A 22,757-nucleotide genomic window follows, 5' to 3' on the forward strand; every position below is an offset into this window, starting at 1 on the left:
TTGAATAGGTTGATTAGTGAAAAAGCATATCCATATTTTTTGGTATGCTTTTTTTTTAGCACATAGAAACATAGATTTTGTAAACTTAAAAAAGACATTTCATTTGCATTAACAAAAATAGCTATGTGTAAAAATCTAGATTTTTTTAAATTCTCTTTTTATAAATATTCTAAAACCTATGTTTCTATGTGTTTAAGTAAATCTCAATTCATTGAAAATAACAAATTCACTATATAAAAAACACCGATAAATAGTATTATTATCGGTGTTTTTCTTCTGTAGTTAAAATTATAGTTAAGCAAATTCTTCTTCCAGAGCAACCGCCTTTGGAAACAAAATATTATTCTCTAAATGAATATGTTTATGTAAATCTTGTTCAAATTCATTTAGCATTGCATAAGTCACTTTATAGGTCGTGCATGCATCAGCCGGAGGCGTATAATTGTTAGTCAAATCTGCAATTTCTCTAAAACGGTCTCCTTCATTTTCATGTTCGTGCATCATCATGGCAATTGGGTTTGAAACCGTTCCGAAAGAAGGCTGTGATAAAATTCCGTCGGCAACTTTCGTTTTTACCATTCTTTTTACAAAAGGAAATAAAACCAGTTCTTCCTTTTTCATGTGCTGAGCCAATTCTCCTGCGCATCCAGTAAATAATTCATTTATTCTAAATAATTCAGGGTGATTTGAACCGTGAACTTTGCATAATTTATCTAGAAAAGTCAACAGAACCTGTGTTTTTTCTTCCACATAACGATGATGCGTTTTTTCTATATAATCTACTAATAAATCTAAAGGCCATGAATTAAAATCAATTCCGCTGTTATTTTCTGATTGCAAAACATCATAAATACTTTGAAGCAGTGCATCAGAATTAATTTCTTCCTTCTCACATACTTCAGAAACCGTTCTGTTTCCTTTACAGCAAAAATCTATTTTATATTTAGAAAATACAGCAGCAGTTCTATAATCCTGAGCCACAAATGATCCGATGGTTTTGTTTTTTAAATTTTCCATTTTTCGTAAAAATTAATATTGATATTTCTTTTTGCTTTAAATAAAAGACAAAATTATCTTTTATTGGTTTTAAAAAAAACTCCATACCAAAATAAGGCTTGGAGTTTATAATTTATTCGACAATTAATACTCCTTTCATCATAGCCACGTGACCAGGAAAAGTACATAAAAAGTTGTATGTTCCTTTTTTATCAATTGTAAATTCGATAGTATCTTCTTCACCTCCGCCCAATAATTTTGTATGAGCAACAATAGAAGCTTTTTCAGAAGCAGGAATATAATCTGTAGCTTTTGCTTCTATCGCTTTTGCAGCAAAAGCAGCTTCATCTGTTCCTTCCTGCAAAATTACTAAATTATGTCCCATAGCTTCTTTTGGAATTGTACCTACATGTTTTAAAGTAAGTTTAATAGGTTTTCCGGCAACAGCTTTTAGTTCGTTTTTATTAAATTGCATTTGATCATTTCCTTCAATAACCAAAACGTTTTCAATTCCAGCTTCGGGCTTTACACCTTCATCTGATGTTGTTTCATTTATTTCTGTTGATTCAGCAGGAGCTGCTTCTTTCTTTCCGCAAGAAGTTACTGCTAAAAATCCCATTAGCATTACCATCGAAATTGTGACTCTTTTATTCATTATTATGTATTTAAATTATAAGATTTATTCGGGTTTATTAAAGATCTTTAAATAAAAATCTCCAGAATTTACGCCAAGCGCCAGCTCTTCTAAAGTGGTATTAGTGAGCATAGCCAAAAGCAGTTCGCGTATTTTTTTAAATTGATTGTGTACGGGACAAGGATGAATTTCAGAACATTCTTTCAGGCCAATTCCACAGCCTTTATAAATAGCATTTCCATCAATGGCATCGACAATCTGAATTAATTTTATCGATTTTAATGCTTCGTTCGAAACTTCAAAACCGCCTCCTACTCCTTTTGCCGAATAAATGATTCCGTTTTTAGTTAAAATCTGCATAATCTTGGCAGTAAAAGGTTCAGGCGAATCAATTTCTTTAGCAACATCTTTTATTCCAACCCTAATTCCTTCCGAAGATTTGGTTGCTATAAAAATAGAAGCCCTAATTCCGTACTCACACGCTTTTGAAAACATATACTGATTAATTAATTCCTTACAAATGTATTCAAATTTGTTATAAAAGACAAATTTATCTTTAATTAATTTTTATAACAGAAACCTTATTTATAACCAAAATAATTAACACGGTCAAAAACACTTATTCACCAACAAATTCACCTAAAAACGAATTTTAATTTTAACTTTGATTGTACTTAATTTCTAATACCTAAAAAATGCCTGTAAGCAATTCAAAAGAATTAAAATTAGCTGTTCTTATTGACGCGGATAATGTGCCCTACAGCAATGTAAAGGGGATGATGGAAGAAATTGCAAAGTTTGGAACTCCAACAACAAAACGAATTTATGCAGACTGGACCAAGCCAAATGCAAACGGATGGAAAGCGGTTTTACTGGAGCATGCTATTACTCCTATTCAGCAATATAGTTATACGGTTGGAAAAAATTCTTCGGATTCGGCATTGATTATCGATGCGATGGATTTGCTTTATTCTGGAAAATTAGATGGTTTTTGTATTGTTTCCAGCGACAGCGATTTTACCCGTCTGGCGATTAGGCTTCGAGAATCTGGTATGAAAGTAATTGGTATTGGCGAAAAGAAAACCCCAAGTTCTTTTATTGTTGCCTGTGACAGATTTATTTATATTGAGGTTTTAGACGGCGCCATTCAAAAGAAAAAACCAAAAGCAGCCACAACAGACACCAAAAAACCTGTAGAAAAACCTGCCGAAAAAGCACTTCACAAAGTAGACAAACAAACCATTGACCTTATCGAAGCTACAATTGAAGATATTGAAGATGATGACGGATGGGCATTTCTTGGCGATGTCGGCAATTTGATAGTAAAGAAAAAACCAGAATTTGACCCAAGGAATTATGGTTATTCTAAGCTTACGCCAATGCTCAAATCATTAACCGATATTCTTGAAATCGACGAAAGAGAATCTGATAAAAAAGGCATTAAACATGTCTATGTCAGATTACGGTTCAACTAATTAAATTATTACCTTATTACTATTATTATCTAAACATGAGAAAAAAATTCTTTATTTACGGATTCTTATTGTTTCTAATTGTTCTTGCAATTTATCATTACACGGGTCGAGGTTATCTACTCGTTTTTATTATCCCAATTTTATTGATTATTGGAGCTTATAATGCTTCTCAAAAAAAACATGCTATTTTAAGGAACTTTCCGGTTTTGGGTTATTTCAGATATTTATTTGAAATGATTGCTCCGGAAATTCAGCAGTATTTTATCGAAAGATCTACAGACGGAAAACCTTTTTCACGAAACCAGCGCTCACTTGTTTATCAAAGAGCCAAAAATATTGATTCGAGTACGCCTTTTGGAACACAGCAAAACTTAAATACTGAAACTTATGAAGGTATAAAGCATTCTATTTTTCCGGCAAAAGTAAATGAAGAATTACCGCGTGTTTTAGTTGGCGGAAAAGATTGTAAACAACCTTATTTAGCTTCTTTATTTAATGTTTCGGCCATGAGTTTTGGTTCACTGAGCGAAAATGCGGTTCGTGCCATAAATATTGGTGCTAAAAAAGGAAACTTTTATCAAAATACAGGAGAAGGAGGTTTAACTGAATTTCATCTTGCCGGAGGCGGAGATATTACCTGGCAGATAGGAACCGGATATTTCGGATGCCGTGATGCCGAAGGAAATTTCAGCCCTGAAAAGTTTTCAGAAAAAGCCAATCTTCCGAATGTTAAAATGATTGAAATTAAGCTTTCGCAAGGTGCAAAACCAGGACATGGCGGTGTACTTCCGGCCGCTAAGAATACGGAACAAATTGCTAAAATAAGAGGTGTTGAGCCACACACAATGATCCTTTCTCCTCCCGGACATCATGCTTTTTCTGATGTTAAAGGACTTCTGCATTTTGTGAAACAATTACGTGATTTATCAAATGGAAAACCTATTGGATTTAAATTATGTATTGGAAACACAGCTGAATTTGAGGCAATCTGTCACGAAATGATCGCCGAAGATATTTACCCTGATTTTATTACGGTTGATGGTGCCGAAGGTGGAACCGGAGCTGCACCCTTAGAATTTGCAGATGGCGTAGGGATGCCTTTTGAACCGGCTTTGATTTTCGTAAACAAAACATTAATTGGTTTAAATATTCGTGACAAAATACGCATTATAGGAAGCGGAAAAATTATTTCGGGATATTCAATCCTGCACGCCGTTGCTTTAGGAGCAGATATGTGTAATAGTGCTAGAGGTTTCATGTTCTCTTTGGGCTGTATTCAGGCTTTGCGCTGTCATAATAATGAGTGTCCAACCGGAGTTGCCACTCAAAACAAAATGCTGATGAAAGGTTTGGTTGTAACCGATAAATCAGATCGTGTTTATCATTTTCATAAAAATACACTTCATTCTGCAAACGAACTTTTGGCCGCGGCCGGAAAAACATCTTTTGCAGATGTAGACATTAATATCTTTATGCGTGGTGATGAATTTACAAATCTATCAGAATTGTACTTCCCTGATAATTTGACAAACGTTACCAAACGTAATTAAAACAAAAAGCCTCTTTGCATTTACAAAGAGGCTTTTTTAATTTTAAGAAATCTATTTTTTCTTCTCTTTCAAATTTTGAGAAAAGAATTCAATTGCACGCCCTTTTAATTTATCAAGAGGAAGTTTATTACTTTCGAATTCGTAGAAATTAAGATATCCGTCGTTTTTAAAGCATAAAGCATAACCATTATATCTTTTACTTTCTTTGGTTATTTTGTATGATATCGCCTTAACATCTCCAATAGTATTTTCTACTTTAAACTTTTGCAGATTAGCACTGTTTTTTAAGCTTTTAAAACTTGGTTCTATTTCTCCTTTAGATTCAAAATCGTGAATAAAAACATTTAGATTATCCGGCGATTTAAACGCCATTCGCAAGGAATCATCGTGCCTGTTTTGAAGATAAAAATCCTTTGGTATTTTTATCTGAGTATCTAATGCAATGTATATTAGTGAATCTTTTGCTAGCTTTTGAATACCGTAATTATCTTTTTGCAAAGCCGATAAACTATCTAAACTTTCATAATTAGAATACAATATAGCATTAGACATTTTCCTTTGCATTTCTTGATGCTGTCTAAAATTCTCTTTCATGGCTTCCTGAGAATTTCGAAAACTTTCCATTACAGGATCATTTTCATAACGGGGCTTATTCATATTGGAACAAGTATACAAGAGTCTGCCACCTAAAATTATAACAGATAAAACACTTAATACGGTTCTCCAGGTTGATCTTTCGTCCATGATTATTTCAAGTCTTTTCCTGTCAAAACAATATCATTTACCAATTTACCCTTTGTATCCTGGTATACATATTTTATTGTTGTAATGTTATAACGCTGTATAGACCCCAGAATAGTTTTTAAATCACTGCTTCTCAAAATACTTTCTTTCATTAAAACTTTTGCTCCTTCTCCTTTAAGCAATTCAGAATATTGTTTTGGCACTTCAATTTTATAAACCAATTCATTTTTATCGCTAATTTCAATTTTCAGGATTTTTGTTCCGTCTTCATTTACAATTGGCATATTTTGGTTCATTATAGCCAGCATTTGCTGCATCTCAGGATTCATACCAGAACTTGAAAGTTCTTTTCTATCTATAGAAGTTGTAGCATTTTTGCTTAATATTCGATTTAACTCTTTTTCATCTACTTTCAATTCAGCAAGTATTGTACTATTATTGGCTAAAAAAAACATTTCGAATGTAACTCCTTCTTTAATTAGTTCCATTGAGGCTTCATCGCTTTTCAACATTTCACTAAGTAAAGCCGGAAACATTTGATTATAAATAGATTTACTGGATTCGTTTTGTTCTAAATTAGTATCAATTCTTATTTCAACTTTATTTTCATTTAAAAAAGCTTTTGCACTTGCGCTGCTGATAATATCATTATGAAAAAGCGCACTCGAATTATTAAACGTATTAACGTATTCCTGAATTTTTTGCTTGGTATTTTTGCAGCTTACTAAAAACAAAGCAATAGCAATCGTGCATGTGATTTGGGTAATTTTTTTGATCATAGTTTTAAAATTTTATTAAGTAGACTTTTACACAAACATAACTTAATGTTAGAATTAATCCAAAAGAATTATTTTTCTTAACCAAAAGAAAATAGCCTCTCTGATTTACAAAGAGGCTATTTTCAATACTTTAATTTTAACTTAAAGTTTGGCTGTTTCCTTATTTCCTGCTGCAGTTCCTTCTAAAACTGCTAATTCTTCTTTATCAACTGTTCTTTTAGCTAAAATAATATTATTGTAGGCCAAAAAGTAAACATCAAACTTTACACCTTCGCCAATTAATTCTGTAGAGATCTGATCATTCTTAATCATTTCTTTTAGCAAATCAGGAAATGAATTAGCAGCGGCCTGCTTATTAGCTTCATCACCTTCTAAGTTTGTCTCAATTCTAATTTCAATTTTATTATCATTTAAAAATGCTTTCGCAGAAGTACTGGTAATCCCGTTACCTTTTATGGAAGATGAGTTATTGTAGGTACTTACATGTTCCTGAATTTTTTGCTTGGTATTTTTACAACTTACCAGCAATAATGCAATAGCAAAAGCAAATGCGATTTGGGTAATTTTTTTCATAATTTTTTAGGTTTTTGGTTTATTTTTAACTCAAACATAACAAAATTATAACACAAAAGCAAAGTGAAGCCGTAAAAGTTTAAAATGTAACTATTTAACTACAAATCAATTGTCTTAATGAAAGAATGAAAAGAATTAACTTAATAACTAAAAAAATCCTCTTTAAAATTGTTTGAAGAGGATTTAATAAATATAAGCTGAATATTATTTTAGCAATTCAGCCAGAGATTCTTTGTTGATTATTTGTTTTACAAAAACGGTATTATCATCGGCTAAAAAATAGGTATCAAACTGAACACCTTCTTCAACCAGTTGTTTAGGAATTTGATCTTTGTTAATCATTTCTTTTAATAGTTTCGGAAACGACGACTCCGCTTTTGCTTTATTAGCTGCATTTTGTCCTAAATTAGTTTCAAATCGCAATTCGATTTTATCATCATTAATATATCCTCTTGCAGTTGTAAGCGTAACATCTTCAGCTTTAAAATTTGCAGCTGTACTGTTATAAGTTATTACATATTCCTGAAGTTTTTGTTTTGCGTTTTTACAGCTTACAAGCATCAAAACCATAATAACGGTACATATAATCTGACTTACTTTCCTATTCATAATTTAAAATTTTATTTTAATTTTTGAAGTCTTAAAAGAGCCTCAAGATAATAATAATCTGCATAGTTTATAGAGCAGTCAATTTCGCTTCCGGCAGGTTTATGACCAGTTGAATGCAATAAAAATGCTGAATTCACATCGTGACTTTGGTAATTATTTGAAAGCGAAACAATCATTTTTTTAGATTTTGTCAAATATTCGTTTTTCAGTGTTTTATCCTTCGTATAAGAACTTAATTCTAAAAGTGCAGAAGAAACAATTGCTGACGCAGAAGCATCTCTTGGAGCATTTGGAATATCTGGTGCATTAAAATCCCAATACGGAACTAAATCTTCTGTTGTCAATTTATCCAGATAAACACGAGTCAGTTTATGTGCAAAATCAAGGAATTTAGGATCTTTTGTTTCTCTGTAAACCATTGTAAATCCGTAAATTGCCCACGCCTGCCCGCGCGCCCACATACTATCATCGCTATAACCCTGCGCGGTTCTTCCTTTTATTTTTTTACCGGTTTCATAATCATAAATTATAACGTGATATGAAGTATTATCTGGTCTAAAATGATTTGCCATTGTCGTTTCGGCATGTTTTACAGCAATATCATACAGTTTTTTATTTCCGCCATTTTTAGATGCCCAAAACAACAATTCTAAATTCATCATATTATCGATGATTGTGTTGTGGCCTCCCATTTTATTGTGAGGCCAAGATTGAATTGTTCCCACTTTTGGATTAAAAAGTGTTGCCAGAGTATCGGCTGTTTTTAAAATGATTTCTTTGTATGCTGCATTTTTTGTCAATCTGTATCCGTTTCCGAAGCTATTAAAAACCTGAAAACCCAAATCGTGATCGGCAGCTTTACTAACAGACAAAGGCGTTAAGAAACGAGTAAATTTATCTGCTTCTTTTTCCCATTTTTTATCTTTTGTAGCTTCATACAAAAACCACAATTCTCCAGGCCAGAATCCGCTTGTCCAGTCTTTGTAATTTACAAATTTCCAGTCTTTGCTTCCATTCGGAACCGTTCTTGGCGAAGTTCCGTCATCCGGAATTACTTTTAATGTTTTTGAAGCCTGCTCTGCGCAATAATCCAATTGTCTTTTAACATTAAACGAATTGTCTTTTTGAGAATAACCCTGATTTCCAAGAAGAAATAAAGCTGTAATCAGAGTAAAAAATTTTGCATTCATGTGGTTATTTTTAGATAGATAGTTTTTCGAAACGATAAATTTATGAAATAAAGTAAACTTATTTTAGTCTTTGTATTTTTCGTTCCCTAAAAATGTATTTTATTTTACTTTTTTTCTTGTCATTGCGAGGAACGGAAGCAACCGCACTAACAAAAGTTGAAAAGCTGGACCGTAATGGCACGCAGATTTAAACAGATTTAATATACATTTGCTCCTAACCAAACCTACCTAGAACTTTGAAAAAATCCAGAATCCAGTATTTCGTTTTATTTCTCTGCACCATTCTTCTTGGAATCCTTTCAAGGAAAATCTCCTTTATTCCTTTATGGATTGGCGACTTTCTTTATGCCGTTATGATTTATTTTTTGGTTAGAATATTTCTTCCAAATAAAAAAGCCCTTATAGTTGCTTTATTTTCTCTTTTACTATGTTACTGCATCGAGTTTTTGCAGCTTTATCAGGCAGAATGGATTATTGAACTTCGAAAAACACTTTTTGGAAGATATGTATTGGGGCAAGGTTTTCTCTGGTCAGATATTTTAGCTTATACTTTTGGAATTATTATCGCTTTTCTTATTGAAAAAAAGGCTTTGAATTACCTCAATCAAAAGTCTGCGTAATTTTCTCAATATTTAAGCTGTTCGCCATTGCCATGAATATTTGATAATATGCTCCTTTATTATCATACAATTCATCATGCGTTCCTTTTTCGACACATCTTCCTTTTTCTAAAACAATAATATTGGAGGCATCGATAATTTGAGAAATGCTATGCGATATAATAATCACAGTTCTGTCTTTTTTAATTGCGTCTAAAGATTTTTTAATTTGTTCAGTAGCAATTGCATCTAAACTTGCGGTTGGTTCGTCCAGAAAAATTATAGGCGGATTTTTCAGAAAAAGTCTCGCAATAGCAATCCGCTGCTGCTGTCCTCCAGAAAGTAAATGCGCATCAGAATCATAGCCTTTTGGCAATTGAATAATTTGTTCGTGAATGTAGGCTTGTTTTGCAGCTTCAATAACTTCCGGTTGTGACGCTTCCGGATTTCCGTATAAAATATTCTCCCCAATTGTGCCTTTAAAAATGTGATTTTTCTGAAGTACTAATCCAATATTTTTACGGAGAAAATTAGTGTCATAATCCACTAAATCAATTCCATCTAAAAAGATTTGTCCGGATGAAGGCTGATAAAATTTATCCAGTAAATTAATAATCGTACTTTTTCCGGCTCCGCTTAATCCAACCAAAGCAGTCGTTTCGTTAGGTTTTACTGTAAAATTAATATCATAAAGTGCCTGAGTTCCGTTTGGATAAACAAAATCAACATTTTTTACCTCAATTAATCCGGTAATTTTTTCCGGAATATAATCGCCGCTGGTTTCTATTTCCTGTTCAGATTCTAAAATATCAAAAAAACCTTCTGAGTAAATTAAAGCATCGTTTACTTCATCATAAATTCGGTGCAATTGTCTAATTGGCGACGAAACATTATTAAACAACATAATATGAAACATTATGGCACCAATTGTCATTTGATTATTTAAAACAAAATAAGCAGTCAAAATTATGATAATCACCACTCCTATCTGCTCGACAAAACTTTTAATACTTTCAAAAATAAAACTGGTTTTTCTGGTTGCCAGTTGATTTTCGGTCATTTCGTATTGAATTTTTTCATGGCGGTCTGCTTCAGTCGATTCGCGCACAAAAGATTTAATTACTGTTATCGATTCTATTAAACTTATGATTCCGTTATTTTTGGTTTCGCGATAATTACGCATTCTTCGTCTGAAACCGCTCAGTTTTGCAGCTTGTAATTGACTTATGTAAAAGTAAATCGGAATAATACACAAACTTACCAAACCCACATAAACATTGGCATAAAACATAATAACCAAAGCCACAAAAGCATTGGCAAATAAGGGCAGAATATCAATAAAAAAGTTTTGAACTAATCGTGTTAAACTGCTAATCCCAAGATCTATTCTGGTTTGGAGTTTTCCGCTTTCATTTTCATCAGAAGTATAAAACTCCATTCTGTAACTTAGAATTTTTTCTACAATTGTCTGCGAGATATCACGGGTTATAAAAATACGGAGTTTTTCTCCGTAGAATTTTTGCCCGAATTGTACAATTGAGTTTACCAACTCTTTAGTAAGCAATACGATACTAATTATACCCAATAAATGAAATCCTTTTGATAAAGGTTCATGCGCGACCATTAAATTATTGATTGTGTCAACTGTATATTTTAATATTAAGGCATTTACCTGCGCTGCAAATGAACCTAAAAATGTGAGCAGTAAAGTTGCAATTACCATTTTTTTGTACGGTTTTACAAATGGCATTATTTTTTTATACAGTACTGATAATTGCATTTATTTTAATTTTAGGTAATATATCAAATATAAGAATTCTAAATTTGTGTTTAAATAGTCTTACACCTAAATATACAAAATATGAAACTGGTTTTCGCTTCAAATAATTTAAATAAAATCAAGGAAATTCAAAGCATTCTAAACGGATCTATTCAATTATTAAGCTTAGAAGATATTGGCTGTCACGAAGAAATTCCTGAAACTGCTGATACAATCGAGGGCAATGCGATTTTAAAAGCCAATTATGTAACCGAAAAATATGGTTATGATTGTTTTGCTGATGATACCGGTTTGGAAGTGAAAGCTTTAAACGGAGAACCCGGAGTTTATTCCGCACGATATGCCGGAGAACAAAAAAATGCCGACGATAATATGAACAAGCTTTTGGAGGCTTTAAAAAATGAAGAAAACCGCAGCGCACAGTTCAAGACCGTTATTGCTTTAAATTTAGAAGGAAAGCAGCATCTTTTTACCAGTTTGGCAAAAGGAAATATTACTTTAAATAAAACCGGAAATCATGGTTTTGGGTATGATCCGATATTTCAGCCTGAAAATTACAGTGAAACTTTTGCCGAATTATCTTCAGAAATCAAAAATAAAATCAGTCATCGTGCAAAAGCAACTCAGCAACTAATTGATTTCCTGAACTCCACAAAATAATTGTTTAAAATACAACATTTTAAAGGGTAAATTTTATATTACTAGACGTAAAATTATTCATTTTCTTATCAAATTGATTTTGCGATAAACATAACTTTTTGATAATCAAATCATAACAAATGTATAATTCTTAAAAATGCATTAGTTTATGTGGAATATTAACAGTAATTTTGCACCCTATTTTAAATACACATATGAATAAATTTGAACAATTAGGATTGAATGAATCGTTACTGAAGGCGATTTTAGATCTAGGATTTGAGAATCCGTCAGAAGTACAGGAGAAAGCGATTCCCCTATTATTGGAAAAAGACACAGATATGGTTGCGTTGGCTCAGACAGGGACAGGGAAAACGGCAGCTTTCGGTTTTCCGCTAATTCAAAAAATTGATGCTGACAACAGAAATACACAAGCATTAGTTTTATCGCCAACACGAGAACTTTGTTTACAGATTACCAACGAACTTAAAAACTACTCAAAATACGAGAAAGGTATTAATGTGGTAGCAGTTTACGGCGGGGCTAGTATTACAGAGCAAGCTAGAGACATTAAAAGAGGAGCACAAATTATTGTGGCAACTCCAGGAAGAATGCAAGACATGATTAACAGAGGTTTAGTAAACATTAAAAATATAGATTACTGTATTTTGGATGAGGCTGACGAAATGTTGAACATGGGATTTTATGAGGATATCGTATCTATTTTATCAGATACTCCAGATCAAAAAAGCACATGGTTGTTCTCTGCAACTATGCCGCAAGAGGTTGCCAGAATTGCAAAACAATTCATGAGCGAACCGGTAGAAATTACTGTTGGTGCTAAGAACTCAGGTTCTGCAACAGTTTCTCACGAATTTTACTTAGTAAATGCCCGTGATCGTTACGAAGCTTTAAAACGTTTAGCCGATGCAAATCCAGATATTTTTTCTGTGGTTTTCTGTCGTACTAAAAGAGATACACAGGCTGTAGCCGAAAAATTAATTGAAGATGGATATAGCGCTGCTGCATTGCACGGAGATTTATCTCAGGCGCAACGTGATGGTGTAATGAAATCTTTCCGTGGAAGACAAATTCAGATGCTTGTTGCTACTGACGTTGCTGCACGTGGTATTGACGTTGATAATATTACTCACGTAGTAAATTACCAGCTTCCTGACGAGATTGAAACTTACAATCACCGTTCTGGACGTACTGGTAGAGCTGGAAAATTAGGAACTTCTATTGTAATTGTTACAAAAAGTGAGTTGCGTAAAATTTCTTCTATCGAAAGAATCATCAAACAAAAATTCGAAGAAAAATCTATTCCATCTGGAATTGAAATCTGCGAAATTCAATTATTGCACTTAGCAAACAAAATTAAGGATACTGAGGTTGATCACGAAATTGACAACTATTTACCAGCAATTAACAATGTTCTTGAAGGTTTATCTAAAGAAGAATTGATTAAGAAAATGGTTTCAGTAGAATTTAACCGTTTTATTGCTTACTACAAAAAGAACAGAGATATTTCAACTCAATCTGGAGAAAGACGCGAAAGAAGCGATTCTGAGCCAAGAGAATTCAATAATAACGGAGCAGTTCGTTACTTTGTAAACATTGGTTCAAGAGACAACTTCGATTGGATGACTCTTAAAGATTACCTGAAAGAAACGTTAGACTTAGGTCGTGATGACGTTTTCAAAGTAGATGTAAAAGAAGGTTTCTCTTTCTTTAACACTGATCCTGAGCATACTGATAAAGTTATGGAAGTATTAAACAACGTACAATTAGAAGGACGTCGTATTAATGTTGAAATTTCTAAAAATGACGGCGGCGGAAGACGTGACCATAACGGACGTTCTGGTGGCGGAAGAAGCTCTGGAGGCCCAAGAAGAGAAGGAAATTTTGCTCCAAGACGTGAAGGTTCTGGAGGAGGTTTTAGAAGCGACAGAAATTCAGCTCCTAGAGAAGGTGGTTTCAGAAGCGATAGAAATTCATCTGCTCCTAAAAGAGAAGGTGGTTTTAGAAGCTCAGCTCCAAGAAACGAAGGAAGTTCTGATAGAGCTCCAAGACGTTCTGAAAGCTTTGGTGATTCACCAAGACCAAGAAGACCAAGAAGAGATTAATTTTAATTATCTTAAATACAAAATCCCAAATTCCAGACATAATTGGAATTTGGGATTTTTTTTATGCAGAAGCCCTTTATTTGAATTGATGAGTTTTGCAATTCTAATAACTTAATTTAAATCTTTCTCATCCTTTTTACTTAATACTAAAAGCGAGACCGCCTGCTTTGTTAATTTTCTGATAATTATATTCAAAGACTGCGAAATAATTAATCTCGATTTACTACTTTTAGTGCTTTAAATCAGGATATGAAATATTTCGCAGTTTTCTTTTTTTTACTATTCTCTGCCATAAGTTTTGCACAAGATGCTGAATCTACAACTCCGCAAAGGGTTTCAGGTTATATTATAAATGATGATAGCAAACAGCCTCTTTCAAATGTAAATATCATTAACACCAATAAAGTACGCGGCGCAAAATCTGATGCAAAAGGGTATTTTGAAATTGATGTACAGCCTAATGATACAATTCATTTCTCTCTTTTAGGATTTCAATCTCTTAGAATCAGAGTAACAAATGACTGGATAAAAAATAAAGTAACTCGAATTCAGCTTACTGAAAAAGCAATTGCTCTTGAAGAAGTTGTTATTGCTCCTTTTAATTTGACCGGTTATCTTGAAATTGATTCGAAGTTAATCCCAACGAAAGAAAATTACCGTTACAGTATTTCAGGCCTTACACAAGGTTATGAAGCTGGTGAATATTCTCCAAATGCTTTTGGAAAAGTATTGGGTTCTATTTTTAATCCTGCTGATATGCTTTATAATTTCTTTGGAAAAAACAGCCGGGAACTTAAAAAACTTAAGGACATGAAAAAAGACGATACAATTAGAAATCTTTTAGAAACTAAATACGATCGTGAAACCATAGCAGTTCTTTTGGGAATTAGCAAAGATGAAATTCCTGAAATCATGCATCGCTGCAACTATTCTGATGCCTTTATTCAATCTGCAAATGACTTACAGATTTTAGATGCCATAAGTGGCTGCTATGAACAATATAAAGTATTAAAAAGGAATTAAAATTTTACTTTTATAATAAACGCACAAATCCTCAATTTAAAAATTGAGGATTTTTTTTCGTCAAAAAACAATTTTATTTTTTTCTACTGTCTTATAGATTTAAATGGATAAACGCAGTATTTAATCTTTTTTTCATTAAATTAGACATACTTACTTTTATCGAAAATTGGAATTTCGATTGTAATTCTAATAAATACCATGACAGATCTAACTCAAAAAATCTTAAATTTTATTGATCTTCATAAAGGAGAAGAAAACAAAAAATCTGTAATAGAAAACATATCAGGTTCTGTATCTTTTAGGGGTTCTAACATTTGGATTCTGGCCTGTGCTATCATTATTGCTTCTGTTGGCTTAAATGTAAATTCAACTGCTGTAATTATTGGAGCAATGCTAATTTCACCCTTAATGGGACCAATTGTTGGTGCGGGCTTTGGTTTAGGAATGTATGATTTTGAACTTTTAAAAAAATCAATTAAAAACCTTATAATCGCAACCGCAGTAAGTTTAGCCACTTCAGCAATTTACTTTTATGTTAGTCCGTTTAAAGAAGCTCAATCCGAATTATTAGCTCGAACATCCCCAAATATTTACGATATTTTAATTGCTTTTTTTGGAGGTTTAGTAGGCGTAATAGCCGTAACAAGAGTAGAAAAAGGAAACCCAATTCCCGGAGTGGCTATTGCAACTGCTTTAATGCCTCCTCTTTGCACAGCCGGCTATGGCCTGGCAATTGGAAATTATATGTATTTCCTGGGTGCAATGTACCTTTATGCTATCAATTGTGTTTTTATATGTATTGCAACTTTTATGATCGTCAAATACTTAAATTATCCAATTGCAAAACAACTTGATTTGAAACATGAAAAACGAGTTAAATACGGCGTGTCAGTTTTAATTTTACTCTTAATTATGCCAAGTATTTATTTTGCCTATCAATTGTATGATCAAAAAAGCTATACTTCTAAAACTGAAGTTTTTATTCAGAATGAATTCCTAAACAATGATTACCCTATTATTTATAAAAAAATAAGATATAATGTCAGCCCTAGAAGAATTGAATTGGCGTTTTTAACTAAAAAATTCAACGATATTGAAATTTCCGATCTCAATAAAAAACTGGCAGATTATAACATAACCAATACAAAACTGATTATTAGACAAGATACAGTGAATTTAAGAAAAGATATACTGAATCAAATAAACAACAATCAAAATGTCGTAGACCAAAAAGATGTTATTATTAACAATCTTCGAAATCAATTATCTAAATATCAGTTCAACACCAATCAAATTAACAATGAAGCAAAGATTCTGTTTCCTGAATTAAGTTCTCTTGCAATTGGAAATTATACTTTTGAAACTGAAACAGATAACTTGAAAGTAATTCCAATTATTCTTTACCAAAGCAAAAAAGATATCAATTTAGAAACGCAAAAAAAATTAAAAGCATGGCTAAAAGAAAGACTCGCAAAAGATTCAATTGAAGTATATCAACAAAATAAATAATATAAAATCAAAAATAGGACTTATATTTACTTTAAAATAAGTTAATTATCTAAATCAAAATATTATGGCAAAGAGTCAGGATGCTAAAAAAACGACAAAAAAAGAACCGTTAAAAACGGCTAAAGAAAAGAAAGAAGAAAAAAGAGAGAAGAAAAATTCTCCTAAAAGAGATTAATTAGTTTACAGTCGCAGTTTTCAGTCTCTAGTGAAACTGAAAACTGCAACTGTAAACTTAAAACTTTATTTAACTGGAATATTCGAAAGGATTTCTAATACAAATTTCCAATATTTTTGCGCAGATGAAATACTAGCTCTTTCGTCTGGAGAATGTGCTCCGTGAATGGTTGGCCCAAAAGAAATCATATCCATATCCGGATAATTTGTTCCTAAAATTCCGCATTCTAAACCAGCATGACAAGCCACAACTTTTGGCTGCTCGCCATTTTGCTTTTCGTAAATTTCTTTTAAAACTTCTAATATTTCTGAATTTACGTTTGGAGTCCATCCTGGATAAGAACCAGCAAGTTCAACTTCGCATCCAACTAATTCAAAAGCAGAACGCAACGAATTAGCCAAATCAAATTTTGAAGATTCTACAGAAGAACGTGTTAAACATCCCACCAAAATTTCTCCGTCTTTTACAATAACGCGAGCAATATTATTTGAAGTTTCAACCAAATCAGCCATATCGGCGCTCATTTTATAAACTCCATTTTGCGCAGCATAAATCGCTCTGATAATTCCTTCCTGAACACCTAAATCCATTATTTTTTCAGGTAAATCAGTTTTTACGATCTCTATAGATAAATTTGGTTCGGTTGTTTTATATTCTGCTTTGATATCAGAAATAATTTCCTGCATATCATAAATATACGCTTCATCAAACATTTGAGAGATAATAATTTTAGCAACGCTTTCTCTAGGAATTGCGTTTCTAAGACTTCCTCCGTTAATTTCAGAAACCTGTAATCCAAAATTTTCAAAACCATCAAATAATAAACGGTTCATGATTTTATTAGCGTTTCCTAAACCTTTATGAATATCCATTCCAGAATGACCTCCATTTAAGCCTTTTACGGTAATAGTATAACCAACTGAGCTTTCCGGAACTTCTTCTTCATTATAACCTCTTGTAGCCGTTACATCGATTCCACCAGCACATCCTATATCAATTTCATCATCTTCCTCAGTATCCAGATTCAATAAAATCTGACCTTGAAGAATTCCTCCTTTTAAATTTAAAGCACCAGTCATTCCAGTTTCTTCATCAATTGTAAACAGAGCTTCAATTGCAGGATGCGGAATGTCTTTGCTTTCTAAAATTGCCATAATTGTTGCCACTCCTAATCCATTGTCAGCACCAAGCGTTGTACCGCGAGCACGAACCCAGTCACCATCCACATACATATCAATTCCTTGCGTATCAAAATCAAAAACGGTATCAGCATTTTTTTGGTGAACCATATCTAAGTGACCTTGCATTACAATGGCTTTACGGTTTTCCATTCCCGGAGTTGCCGGTTTTCTAATGATTACATTTCGAATTTCGTCTTCAAAAGTTTCTAAACCTAAGCTGTTTCCAAAGTTTTTCATAAACTCGATTACACGCTCTTCTTTCTTTGACGGACGCGGAACGGCGTTTAAATCTGCAAATTTGTTCCAAAGTGTTTTTGGTTCCAGATTTCTTATTTCCTGACTCATTATATTTTGTTTGAAGTTTAACAATTAAGAATGTCAAAGTTACAAAGTTTATATTTTTTTTCGCCACAAATTTCACGAATTACCACTAATTATCATCTTTAAAACCAAATTCCACAAATACAATTCTTTTTTAGTTATAATAATTGTATTTATATTTACGTATCCAAAAATTGTACTGTGAAATCAAAATATATTTTACCCTTATTTCTTTTAGTTCAGATTATCTTTTTAAAAATCCTGCCATTTTTTCCTGATTTTGTAGAAGGCCTTTACAGCAATAATTTATACATTAGAATTTCGCATTTCTCAAGAATGCTTTTAGGCAAAATTTCATTTTCTGTTGGCGATTGTATTTACGCAGTTTTAATCTTATCTATGATAAGCTGGTTTTGGAGAATTCGAAAAACATGGAAGACAGATTGGAAAGATCATCTTTTAAAAATTATAGGCAAGATTTCTGTTTTTTACTTTTTCTTTCATGTGCTTTGGGCTTTCAATTATTATCGCAAACCTCTTTTCGAAAAAATGGAAATTAAAAGAGAATATACCGATGCTGATTTATTGGCCTTTACAAAAAGACTGATTGTCAAAACGAATGAAATTCAGTTTAAAATTACAAAAAACAAAAGCGAAAAAATTAGTTTTCCATATACTCAGGAAGAAGTTTTTAAGATAAATTTAAATGGATATGACAATTTAGCTCAAGAACATCCTTATTTTAAATATGAGACTTTAAGCGTAAAAAAATCGCTGTTCAGTGTACCATTAACTTATATGGGATTTGGCGGTTATTTGAACCCTTTTACAAATGAGGCACAGGTGAATAATTTGTTACCAATGTATTCTTTTCCGCTTACAGCATCTCACGAAATGGCACATCAGATAGGTTTTGCCAGTGAGAACGAATGTAATTTTATAGGCGTTTTGGCGTCTGTAAAAAATGACAATTTATATTTTCAATATTCAGGATATAGTTTTGCTTTGCGTTATTGCCTGGGAATTTGGAAGTTTAAAAACGAGAAAATCTTCGAGATTTTAAAAAAACAGGTTAATCCGGGTATTTTAAAAAATTATCAGGAAAGTCAGGATTTTTGGAAACAATATGATACTTTTATTGATGAAGGTTTTCATTTTGTATATGATAGTTTCTTAAAATCAAACAATCAGAAAGATGGAATGGAAAGTTACAGTAAGTTTATAGATTTGATGATTAATTACTACAAAACGCGACAACTGTAGCAAGCTGCCACGAATTGCACGAATTATCACAAATTTATAAAAACTAAAACTCAACTTTATCTTTACTATTTTGAGAAGCAATTTGAGAAATTTGTGAAATTCGTGGCGAAAAAAAGTCAAGCCCTGTAACAAAAATGATTTCAACACTACTAATACTTTTATGAGCGAAAATCTAGAACAGTCATTTGTTGCGCAATTGCAGGCAAATCAGAATATAATCCACAAAATTTGTAGATTATATACTGCCGGCGAAGATGCTCATAAAGATTTGTTTCAGGAAATCACTATTCAGCTCTGGAAAGCTTATCCAAAATTTAGAGGCGACAGTAAATTTTCGACCTGGACCTATCGTGTCGCTTTAAATACTGCCATTACCTTATATCGCAAAACCAAAAGAACCATATCTACCGTAGATTATGAGAGTCATCAGCATTTTGTAAAAGATGTTGATTACAACTATGAAGAGGAAGAACAGATTAAATTGATGTACAAAGCTGTTTATCAGCTTAACGACATCGAAAAAGCATTAGTTTTTATGTATTTAGAAGACAAAGATTATCAAGAAATAGCCGAAACCTTAGGAATCAGCGAAGTGAATGCGCGCGTGAAAATGAACAGAATTAAAGGGAAACTTAAAAAAATACTAAATCCTTAAAAATTATTATGAAAGAACTGGATTTACTAAAAAAAGACTGGAAAAAGAACTCTGATTCTTTTGAACAAATTTCTGAAAAAGAAATCTATAAAATGATTCACAAAAAATCATCTTCAATTGTGAAATGGATTTTGATTATCAGTATTTTGGAGATTTCGTTTTGGACTTTTTCAAACTTATTTATCAATACTGATGATGTTTTGCGAAAAATAAATCATCCTGAAATTGTGGTTACGCTTGAATATTTAACTTATTTAAATTATTTAGTCGGGTTGATATTTGTATTTATCTTTTATAAAAACTACACTACAATTTCTACAACTGTTGCCACCAAATCTTTAATGAGTGCCATTTTAAGAACCAGAAAAACAGTTCAGTATTATGTTTGGTACAATTTAGGAATGATTGTAATTACATCGATCTTAAGTTTCTTCATTGCTTTTGTTTACAATCCTGATATGGCTTTTTTAAGAGAAAAACTTGCTATGAACGGAAAAGCAATGTTTACCACAATTGGAATTTTAACCTTAGTAATATTAGGTTTCTTTGGATTGTTCTGGTGTTTTTACAGATTGTTGTACGGGACTTTATTACGCAGATTATACGTGAATTATAAGGAGTTGAAGAAAATAGATTTTTAATTTAGGTACAAAGGTTCAGAGGCACAAAGGTTCAAAGATTTCCTTTTTTAAGGCTCTAAGGTTCTGAGATACTAAGGTTCTAAGTTTTATTTAGGCAACTTGAAACTTGAAACTTGAAACCTGAAACTTGAAACAAAAAAAACAATCTAAAATCAGAAATCTAAAATTCCTAATACTCCCACTGTCTAAATTTATTTAGTTCTTCCTGCGCTTTGATTTCTTCGGCTGGAATTACTTTTAAAAATGATGGGTGCTGTTCGATAGCGTATTCTACTTTTTCTACGATTTCTTCGATTGTGTCGTTTTCATAATCAATTTCAAGAGGTTCTTTGATAATGAAAGACTGCAGGATATTTTTCTTTTTCATACGAAGTCCTTTTTTATCAAAAGAACGACGGAAACCATCTATAACAATAGGAATTACGATAGGTTTATGCTGTTTGATTATATGCGCTGTTCCTTTACGAACCGGCTTAAAAGATTTTGTTGTTCCCTGCGGAAAGGTAATAACCCAGCCGTCTTCAAGGGCAATACGGATATTTTCGGTATCATTTGGGTTTACGTCACGTTTTTCAGTAACATCAACACCTTTTGCGCGCCATGTTCTTTCTACGGTAATTGCTCCCACATAAGCTAAAATTCTTGGCAGTAATCCGGCCTGCATTGTTTCTTTTGCTGCTACGTAGTAAATATTCATTTTGGGCTGCCACAAATAACCAATATTCTTAATAGTATCTTGACGTCCGCTTAAACTTGCGTTAAACACGTGAAACATCGCCACAACATCTGCAAAATAAGTTTGGTGATTGGATATAAACAAAACGTTTCTTTCCGGAAGTGTTTTAATAATTTCAGATCCTTCAATCTGTAATTCATTAAAACCTCTATATCTTCTATGAGTCATGGCTCCCAAAATACGGATTAACCATTTCTTGATGAATAATATATGCCCAAAAGGATTTCGTTTAAACAATCCCATAACGTTGTTTTGTATTTTTTAGGTTAAGTCGCAAACATACAAAAATTATTCTTTTAGCAATACTAATACACAATTTACGAAATAAATCCATATCTCAATGATTATCAAAATGTTAAATTAAGGTTATTGTGATTTTTCTGAAAAAGTAAATTTTAGAACATCTCTCAATTCGCTTAAAATCATTGCGGTTGCCCCCCAAACAATATGGTTTTGAATATTAAATGCAGGAACTAAAATATCATTTCCATAAGAAGTTGATAATTTGGTTTCGATTATAATTTCATCATCTAAAAAAACAGATAATGGCAATTCGAGAACATCGGCTACTTCTCGGACATCGGGATAAAATGCAAGTTCTTCTTTAGCAATTCCTAAATAAGGATGCACCAGAAAGTTACTTGGCGGAATATACATAGGTGTAAAATGCTTTATGATTTCAATTTTCTCAGGAAGAACACCAACTTCTTCGCTAGTTTCTCTTAAAGCTGTTTCCTGATAATCACGATCTGTGAGTTCATATTTACCGCCCGGAAATGCAATTTGCGAAGAATGAACACCATTGTATGCATTTCGAACAATTAGAATTAAATGTGTTTTTTCTTTTTTGGGATAAAACAACATCATAACGGCAGCAATTCTTGGATTTTTTGCGTCAATATCTAAATTTTTCAACGCCTGAATGCGTTCCAGAGGCGCCATTTTTGCGTGTGAGGATTCTGCCGGGAGTTCAACTGGAATTAAATTAGGAACATATTGCAAAAAATCTTGAAAATCCATATTCAAAGTTTATTTTTGTACTTTCAAATTAAAAATATAAATATACTCTAGAAAATGCGGTTCTACAAGTTTTCTAAAACAAAGCCTTAAAAATGTACAGCAGAGAAGAATCACAAAGAATAAAAAGGGAATTTTGGGTTGCTTTTGCAGAAAAGTATCCAAGAAAATGGGTTCTTTATGATACCAAAATCAAAGATTTCTCTTTTAAATTTTATGTAGACAATAAAAAAGCGCAGGTTTTAATTGACATCGAACACCGAAGCGATGAAAAACGAAATGCTTATTTTGAAAAAATAGAAGCTTTAAAAAATATTCTCGAAGAGGAATTTATTAAAGATTTAGTTTTCGAGAAAAACTACACTTTAGAAAGTGGTAAAACTATCAGCAGAATTTGGGTTGAAAAACTGGGAGTGGGTTTTAGCAATCGCAATAACTGGGATGCTATTTTTGATTTCTTCAGCGAAAACATGCATGCTCTTGAAATGTTTTATCTGGAATATGATGAATTTATTAAGGATATTGAATCTTAGAAAAAGGTC

At 32.4% G+C, this 22,757-nt stretch carries 23 protein-coding genes; 11 read left to right on the forward strand and 12 right to left on the reverse strand.

What is annotated here, in order from left to right:
* Positions 1 to 294: 294 nt before the first annotated feature.
* The 3 genes from ric to ASD98_RS16735 form a co-directional block, all read right to left on the reverse strand.
* Entirely contained in the window at positions 295 to 1,017 is a 723-nt protein-coding gene (ric, locus tag ASD98_RS16725; RefSeq protein WP_056206406.1) for an iron-sulfur cluster repair di-iron protein, read from the reverse strand.
* 112 nt (positions 1,018 to 1,129) lie between these two features.
* The gene (gene azu / locus ASD98_RS16730) at positions 1,130 to 1,651 is read right to left on the reverse strand and encodes an azurin (RefSeq protein ID WP_056206408.1); all 522 of its coding nucleotides are present in this window, start codon (positions 1,649 to 1,651) and stop codon (positions 1,130 to 1,132) included.
* A 24-nt stretch (positions 1,652 to 1,675) separates the two neighbouring features.
* Entirely contained in the window at positions 1,676 to 2,125 is a 450-nt protein-coding gene (locus tag ASD98_RS16735) for an Rrf2 family transcriptional regulator (RefSeq protein WP_056206410.1), read from the reverse strand.
* Positions 2,126 to 2,325: 200 nt separating this feature from the next.
* Here ASD98_RS16735 and ASD98_RS16740 point away from each other — a divergent pair, with 200 nt between their 5' ends.
* Together ASD98_RS16740 and ASD98_RS16745 are read left to right on the forward strand one after the other, a co-directional pair.
* Positions 2,326 to 3,105, forward strand: coding sequence for an NYN domain-containing protein (locus ASD98_RS16740; RefSeq protein WP_056206411.1), 780 nt, complete (start codon positions 2,326 to 2,328; stop codon positions 3,103 to 3,105).
* A gap of 35 nt (positions 3,106 to 3,140) precedes the next feature.
* Positions 3,141 to 4,655, forward strand: coding sequence for an FMN-binding glutamate synthase family protein (locus ASD98_RS16745; RefSeq protein WP_056206412.1), 1,515 nt, complete (start codon positions 3,141 to 3,143; stop codon positions 4,653 to 4,655).
* Positions 4,656 to 4,706: 51 nt separating this feature from the next.
* Here ASD98_RS16745 and ASD98_RS16750 read toward each other — a convergent pair whose 3' ends face one another.
* The 5 genes from ASD98_RS16750 to ASD98_RS16770 all read right to left on the reverse strand — a co-directional run bounded on the left by ASD98_RS16750 (position 4,707) and on the right by ASD98_RS16770 (position 8,550).
* Positions 4,707 to 5,399, reverse strand: a complete 693-nt coding sequence (locus tag ASD98_RS16750) for a hypothetical protein (protein ID WP_056206414.1) — start codon at positions 5,397 to 5,399, stop codon at positions 4,707 to 4,709.
* Between the two features lie 2 nt (positions 5,400 to 5,401).
* On the reverse strand, positions 5,402 to 6,178 hold the full coding sequence (locus ASD98_RS24145) for a hypothetical protein (protein WP_199866306.1): 777 nt from the start codon (positions 6,176 to 6,178) through the stop codon (positions 5,402 to 5,404).
* Between the two features lie 141 nt (positions 6,179 to 6,319).
* Complete coding sequence (locus ASD98_RS16760) at positions 6,320 to 6,751, reverse strand: hypothetical protein (RefSeq protein ID WP_056206415.1); 432 nt, start codon at positions 6,749 to 6,751, stop codon at positions 6,320 to 6,322.
* Between the two features lie 204 nt (positions 6,752 to 6,955).
* Positions 6,956 to 7,360: a hypothetical protein gene (locus ASD98_RS16765; RefSeq protein WP_056206418.1), complete on the reverse strand. Its 405-nt coding sequence runs from the start codon at positions 7,358 to 7,360 to the stop codon at positions 6,956 to 6,958.
* An 11-nt stretch (positions 7,361 to 7,371) separates the two neighbouring features.
* On the reverse strand, positions 7,372 to 8,550 hold the full coding sequence (locus tag ASD98_RS16770; RefSeq protein WP_056206421.1) for a glycoside hydrolase family 88 protein: 1,179 nt from the start codon (positions 8,548 to 8,550) through the stop codon (positions 7,372 to 7,374).
* Positions 8,551 to 8,786: 236 nt separating this feature from the next.
* Here ASD98_RS16770 and ASD98_RS16775 point away from each other — a divergent pair, with 236 nt between their 5' ends.
* Positions 8,787 to 9,170, forward strand: a complete 384-nt coding sequence (locus ASD98_RS16775; protein WP_056206423.1) for a DUF2809 domain-containing protein — start codon at positions 8,787 to 8,789, stop codon at positions 9,168 to 9,170.
* On the opposite strand, the gene ASD98_RS16780 is transcribed toward ASD98_RS16775, so the two are convergent.
* Positions 9,151 to 10,929 carry an ABC transporter ATP-binding protein gene (locus ASD98_RS16780; protein ID WP_056206425.1) on the reverse strand — a complete coding sequence of 593 codons (1,779 nt, stop codon included), beginning with the start codon at positions 10,927 to 10,929 and terminating at the stop codon, positions 9,151 to 9,153. The two genes, ASD98_RS16775 and ASD98_RS16780, sit on opposite strands and share 20 nt — an antisense overlap.
* 81 nt (positions 10,930 to 11,010) lie before the next feature.
* Here ASD98_RS16780 and ASD98_RS16785 point away from each other — a divergent pair, with 81 nt between their 5' ends.
* The 4 genes from ASD98_RS16785 to ASD98_RS16800 all read left to right on the forward strand — a co-directional run bounded on the left by ASD98_RS16785 (position 11,011) and on the right by ASD98_RS16800 (position 16,226).
* Entirely contained in the window at positions 11,011 to 11,589 is a 579-nt protein-coding gene (locus ASD98_RS16785; RefSeq protein WP_056206427.1) for a non-canonical purine NTP diphosphatase, read from the forward strand.
* Between the two features lie 194 nt (positions 11,590 to 11,783).
* A complete protein-coding gene (locus ASD98_RS16790; RefSeq protein ID WP_056206430.1) occupies positions 11,784 to 13,694 on the forward strand; it encodes a DEAD/DEAH box helicase in 1,911 nt (636 codons plus the stop codon).
* A gap of 249 nt (positions 13,695 to 13,943) precedes the next feature.
* Positions 13,944 to 14,717: a carboxypeptidase-like regulatory domain-containing protein gene (locus tag ASD98_RS16795; RefSeq protein WP_056206431.1), complete on the forward strand. Its 774-nt coding sequence runs from the start codon at positions 13,944 to 13,946 to the stop codon at positions 14,715 to 14,717.
* 198 nt (positions 14,718 to 14,915) lie between these two features.
* The gene (locus ASD98_RS16800; protein WP_056206433.1) at positions 14,916 to 16,226 is read left to right on the forward strand and encodes a DUF389 domain-containing protein; all 1,311 of its coding nucleotides are present in this window, start codon (positions 14,916 to 14,918) and stop codon (positions 16,224 to 16,226) included.
* 240 nt (positions 16,227 to 16,466) lie between these two features.
* On the opposite strand, the gene ASD98_RS16805 is transcribed toward ASD98_RS16800, so the two are convergent.
* Positions 16,467 to 17,927 carry an aminoacyl-histidine dipeptidase gene (locus ASD98_RS16805; RefSeq protein WP_056206435.1) on the reverse strand — a complete coding sequence of 487 codons (1,461 nt, stop codon included), beginning with the start codon at positions 17,925 to 17,927 and terminating at the stop codon, positions 16,467 to 16,469.
* A 177-nt stretch (positions 17,928 to 18,104) separates the two neighbouring features.
* Between ASD98_RS16805 and ASD98_RS16810 the strand changes: the two genes are divergently transcribed.
* The 3 genes from ASD98_RS16810 (at position 18,105) to ASD98_RS16820 (ending at position 20,462) form a co-directional block, all read left to right on the forward strand.
* Positions 18,105 to 19,166 carry a DUF3810 domain-containing protein gene (locus ASD98_RS16810; RefSeq protein WP_056206437.1) on the forward strand — a complete coding sequence of 354 codons (1,062 nt, stop codon included), beginning with the start codon at positions 18,105 to 18,107 and terminating at the stop codon, positions 19,164 to 19,166.
* 160 nt (positions 19,167 to 19,326) lie between these two features.
* On the forward strand, positions 19,327 to 19,821 hold the full coding sequence (locus ASD98_RS16815) for an RNA polymerase sigma factor (protein WP_007810116.1): 495 nt from the start codon (positions 19,327 to 19,329) through the stop codon (positions 19,819 to 19,821).
* An 8-nt stretch (positions 19,822 to 19,829) separates the two neighbouring features.
* Positions 19,830 to 20,462: a hypothetical protein gene (locus tag ASD98_RS16820; RefSeq protein WP_056206439.1), complete on the forward strand. Its 633-nt coding sequence runs from the start codon at positions 19,830 to 19,832 to the stop codon at positions 20,460 to 20,462.
* A 169-nt stretch (positions 20,463 to 20,631) separates the two neighbouring features.
* Here the strand turns inward: ASD98_RS16820 and ASD98_RS16825 are convergent, their stop codons facing one another.
* A complete protein-coding gene (locus ASD98_RS16825; RefSeq protein ID WP_056206441.1) occupies positions 20,632 to 21,441 on the reverse strand; it encodes a 1-acyl-sn-glycerol-3-phosphate acyltransferase in 810 nt (269 codons plus the stop codon).
* Between the two features lie 123 nt (positions 21,442 to 21,564).
* The gene (locus ASD98_RS16830) at positions 21,565 to 22,218 is read right to left on the reverse strand and encodes a CoA pyrophosphatase (RefSeq protein WP_056206443.1); all 654 of its coding nucleotides are present in this window, start codon (positions 22,216 to 22,218) and stop codon (positions 21,565 to 21,567) included.
* Between the two features lie 92 nt (positions 22,219 to 22,310).
* Between ASD98_RS16830 and ASD98_RS16835 the strand changes: the two genes are divergently transcribed.
* The gene (locus ASD98_RS16835) at positions 22,311 to 22,748 is read left to right on the forward strand and encodes a DUF4268 domain-containing protein (RefSeq protein ID WP_056206444.1); all 438 of its coding nucleotides are present in this window, start codon (positions 22,311 to 22,313) and stop codon (positions 22,746 to 22,748) included.
* Positions 22,749 to 22,757: the final 9 nt, after the last annotated feature.

It is taken from the genome of Flavobacterium sp. Root186, assembly GCF_001428525.1.
Classification (GTDB): domain Bacteria; phylum Bacteroidota; class Bacteroidia; order Flavobacteriales; family Flavobacteriaceae; genus Flavobacterium.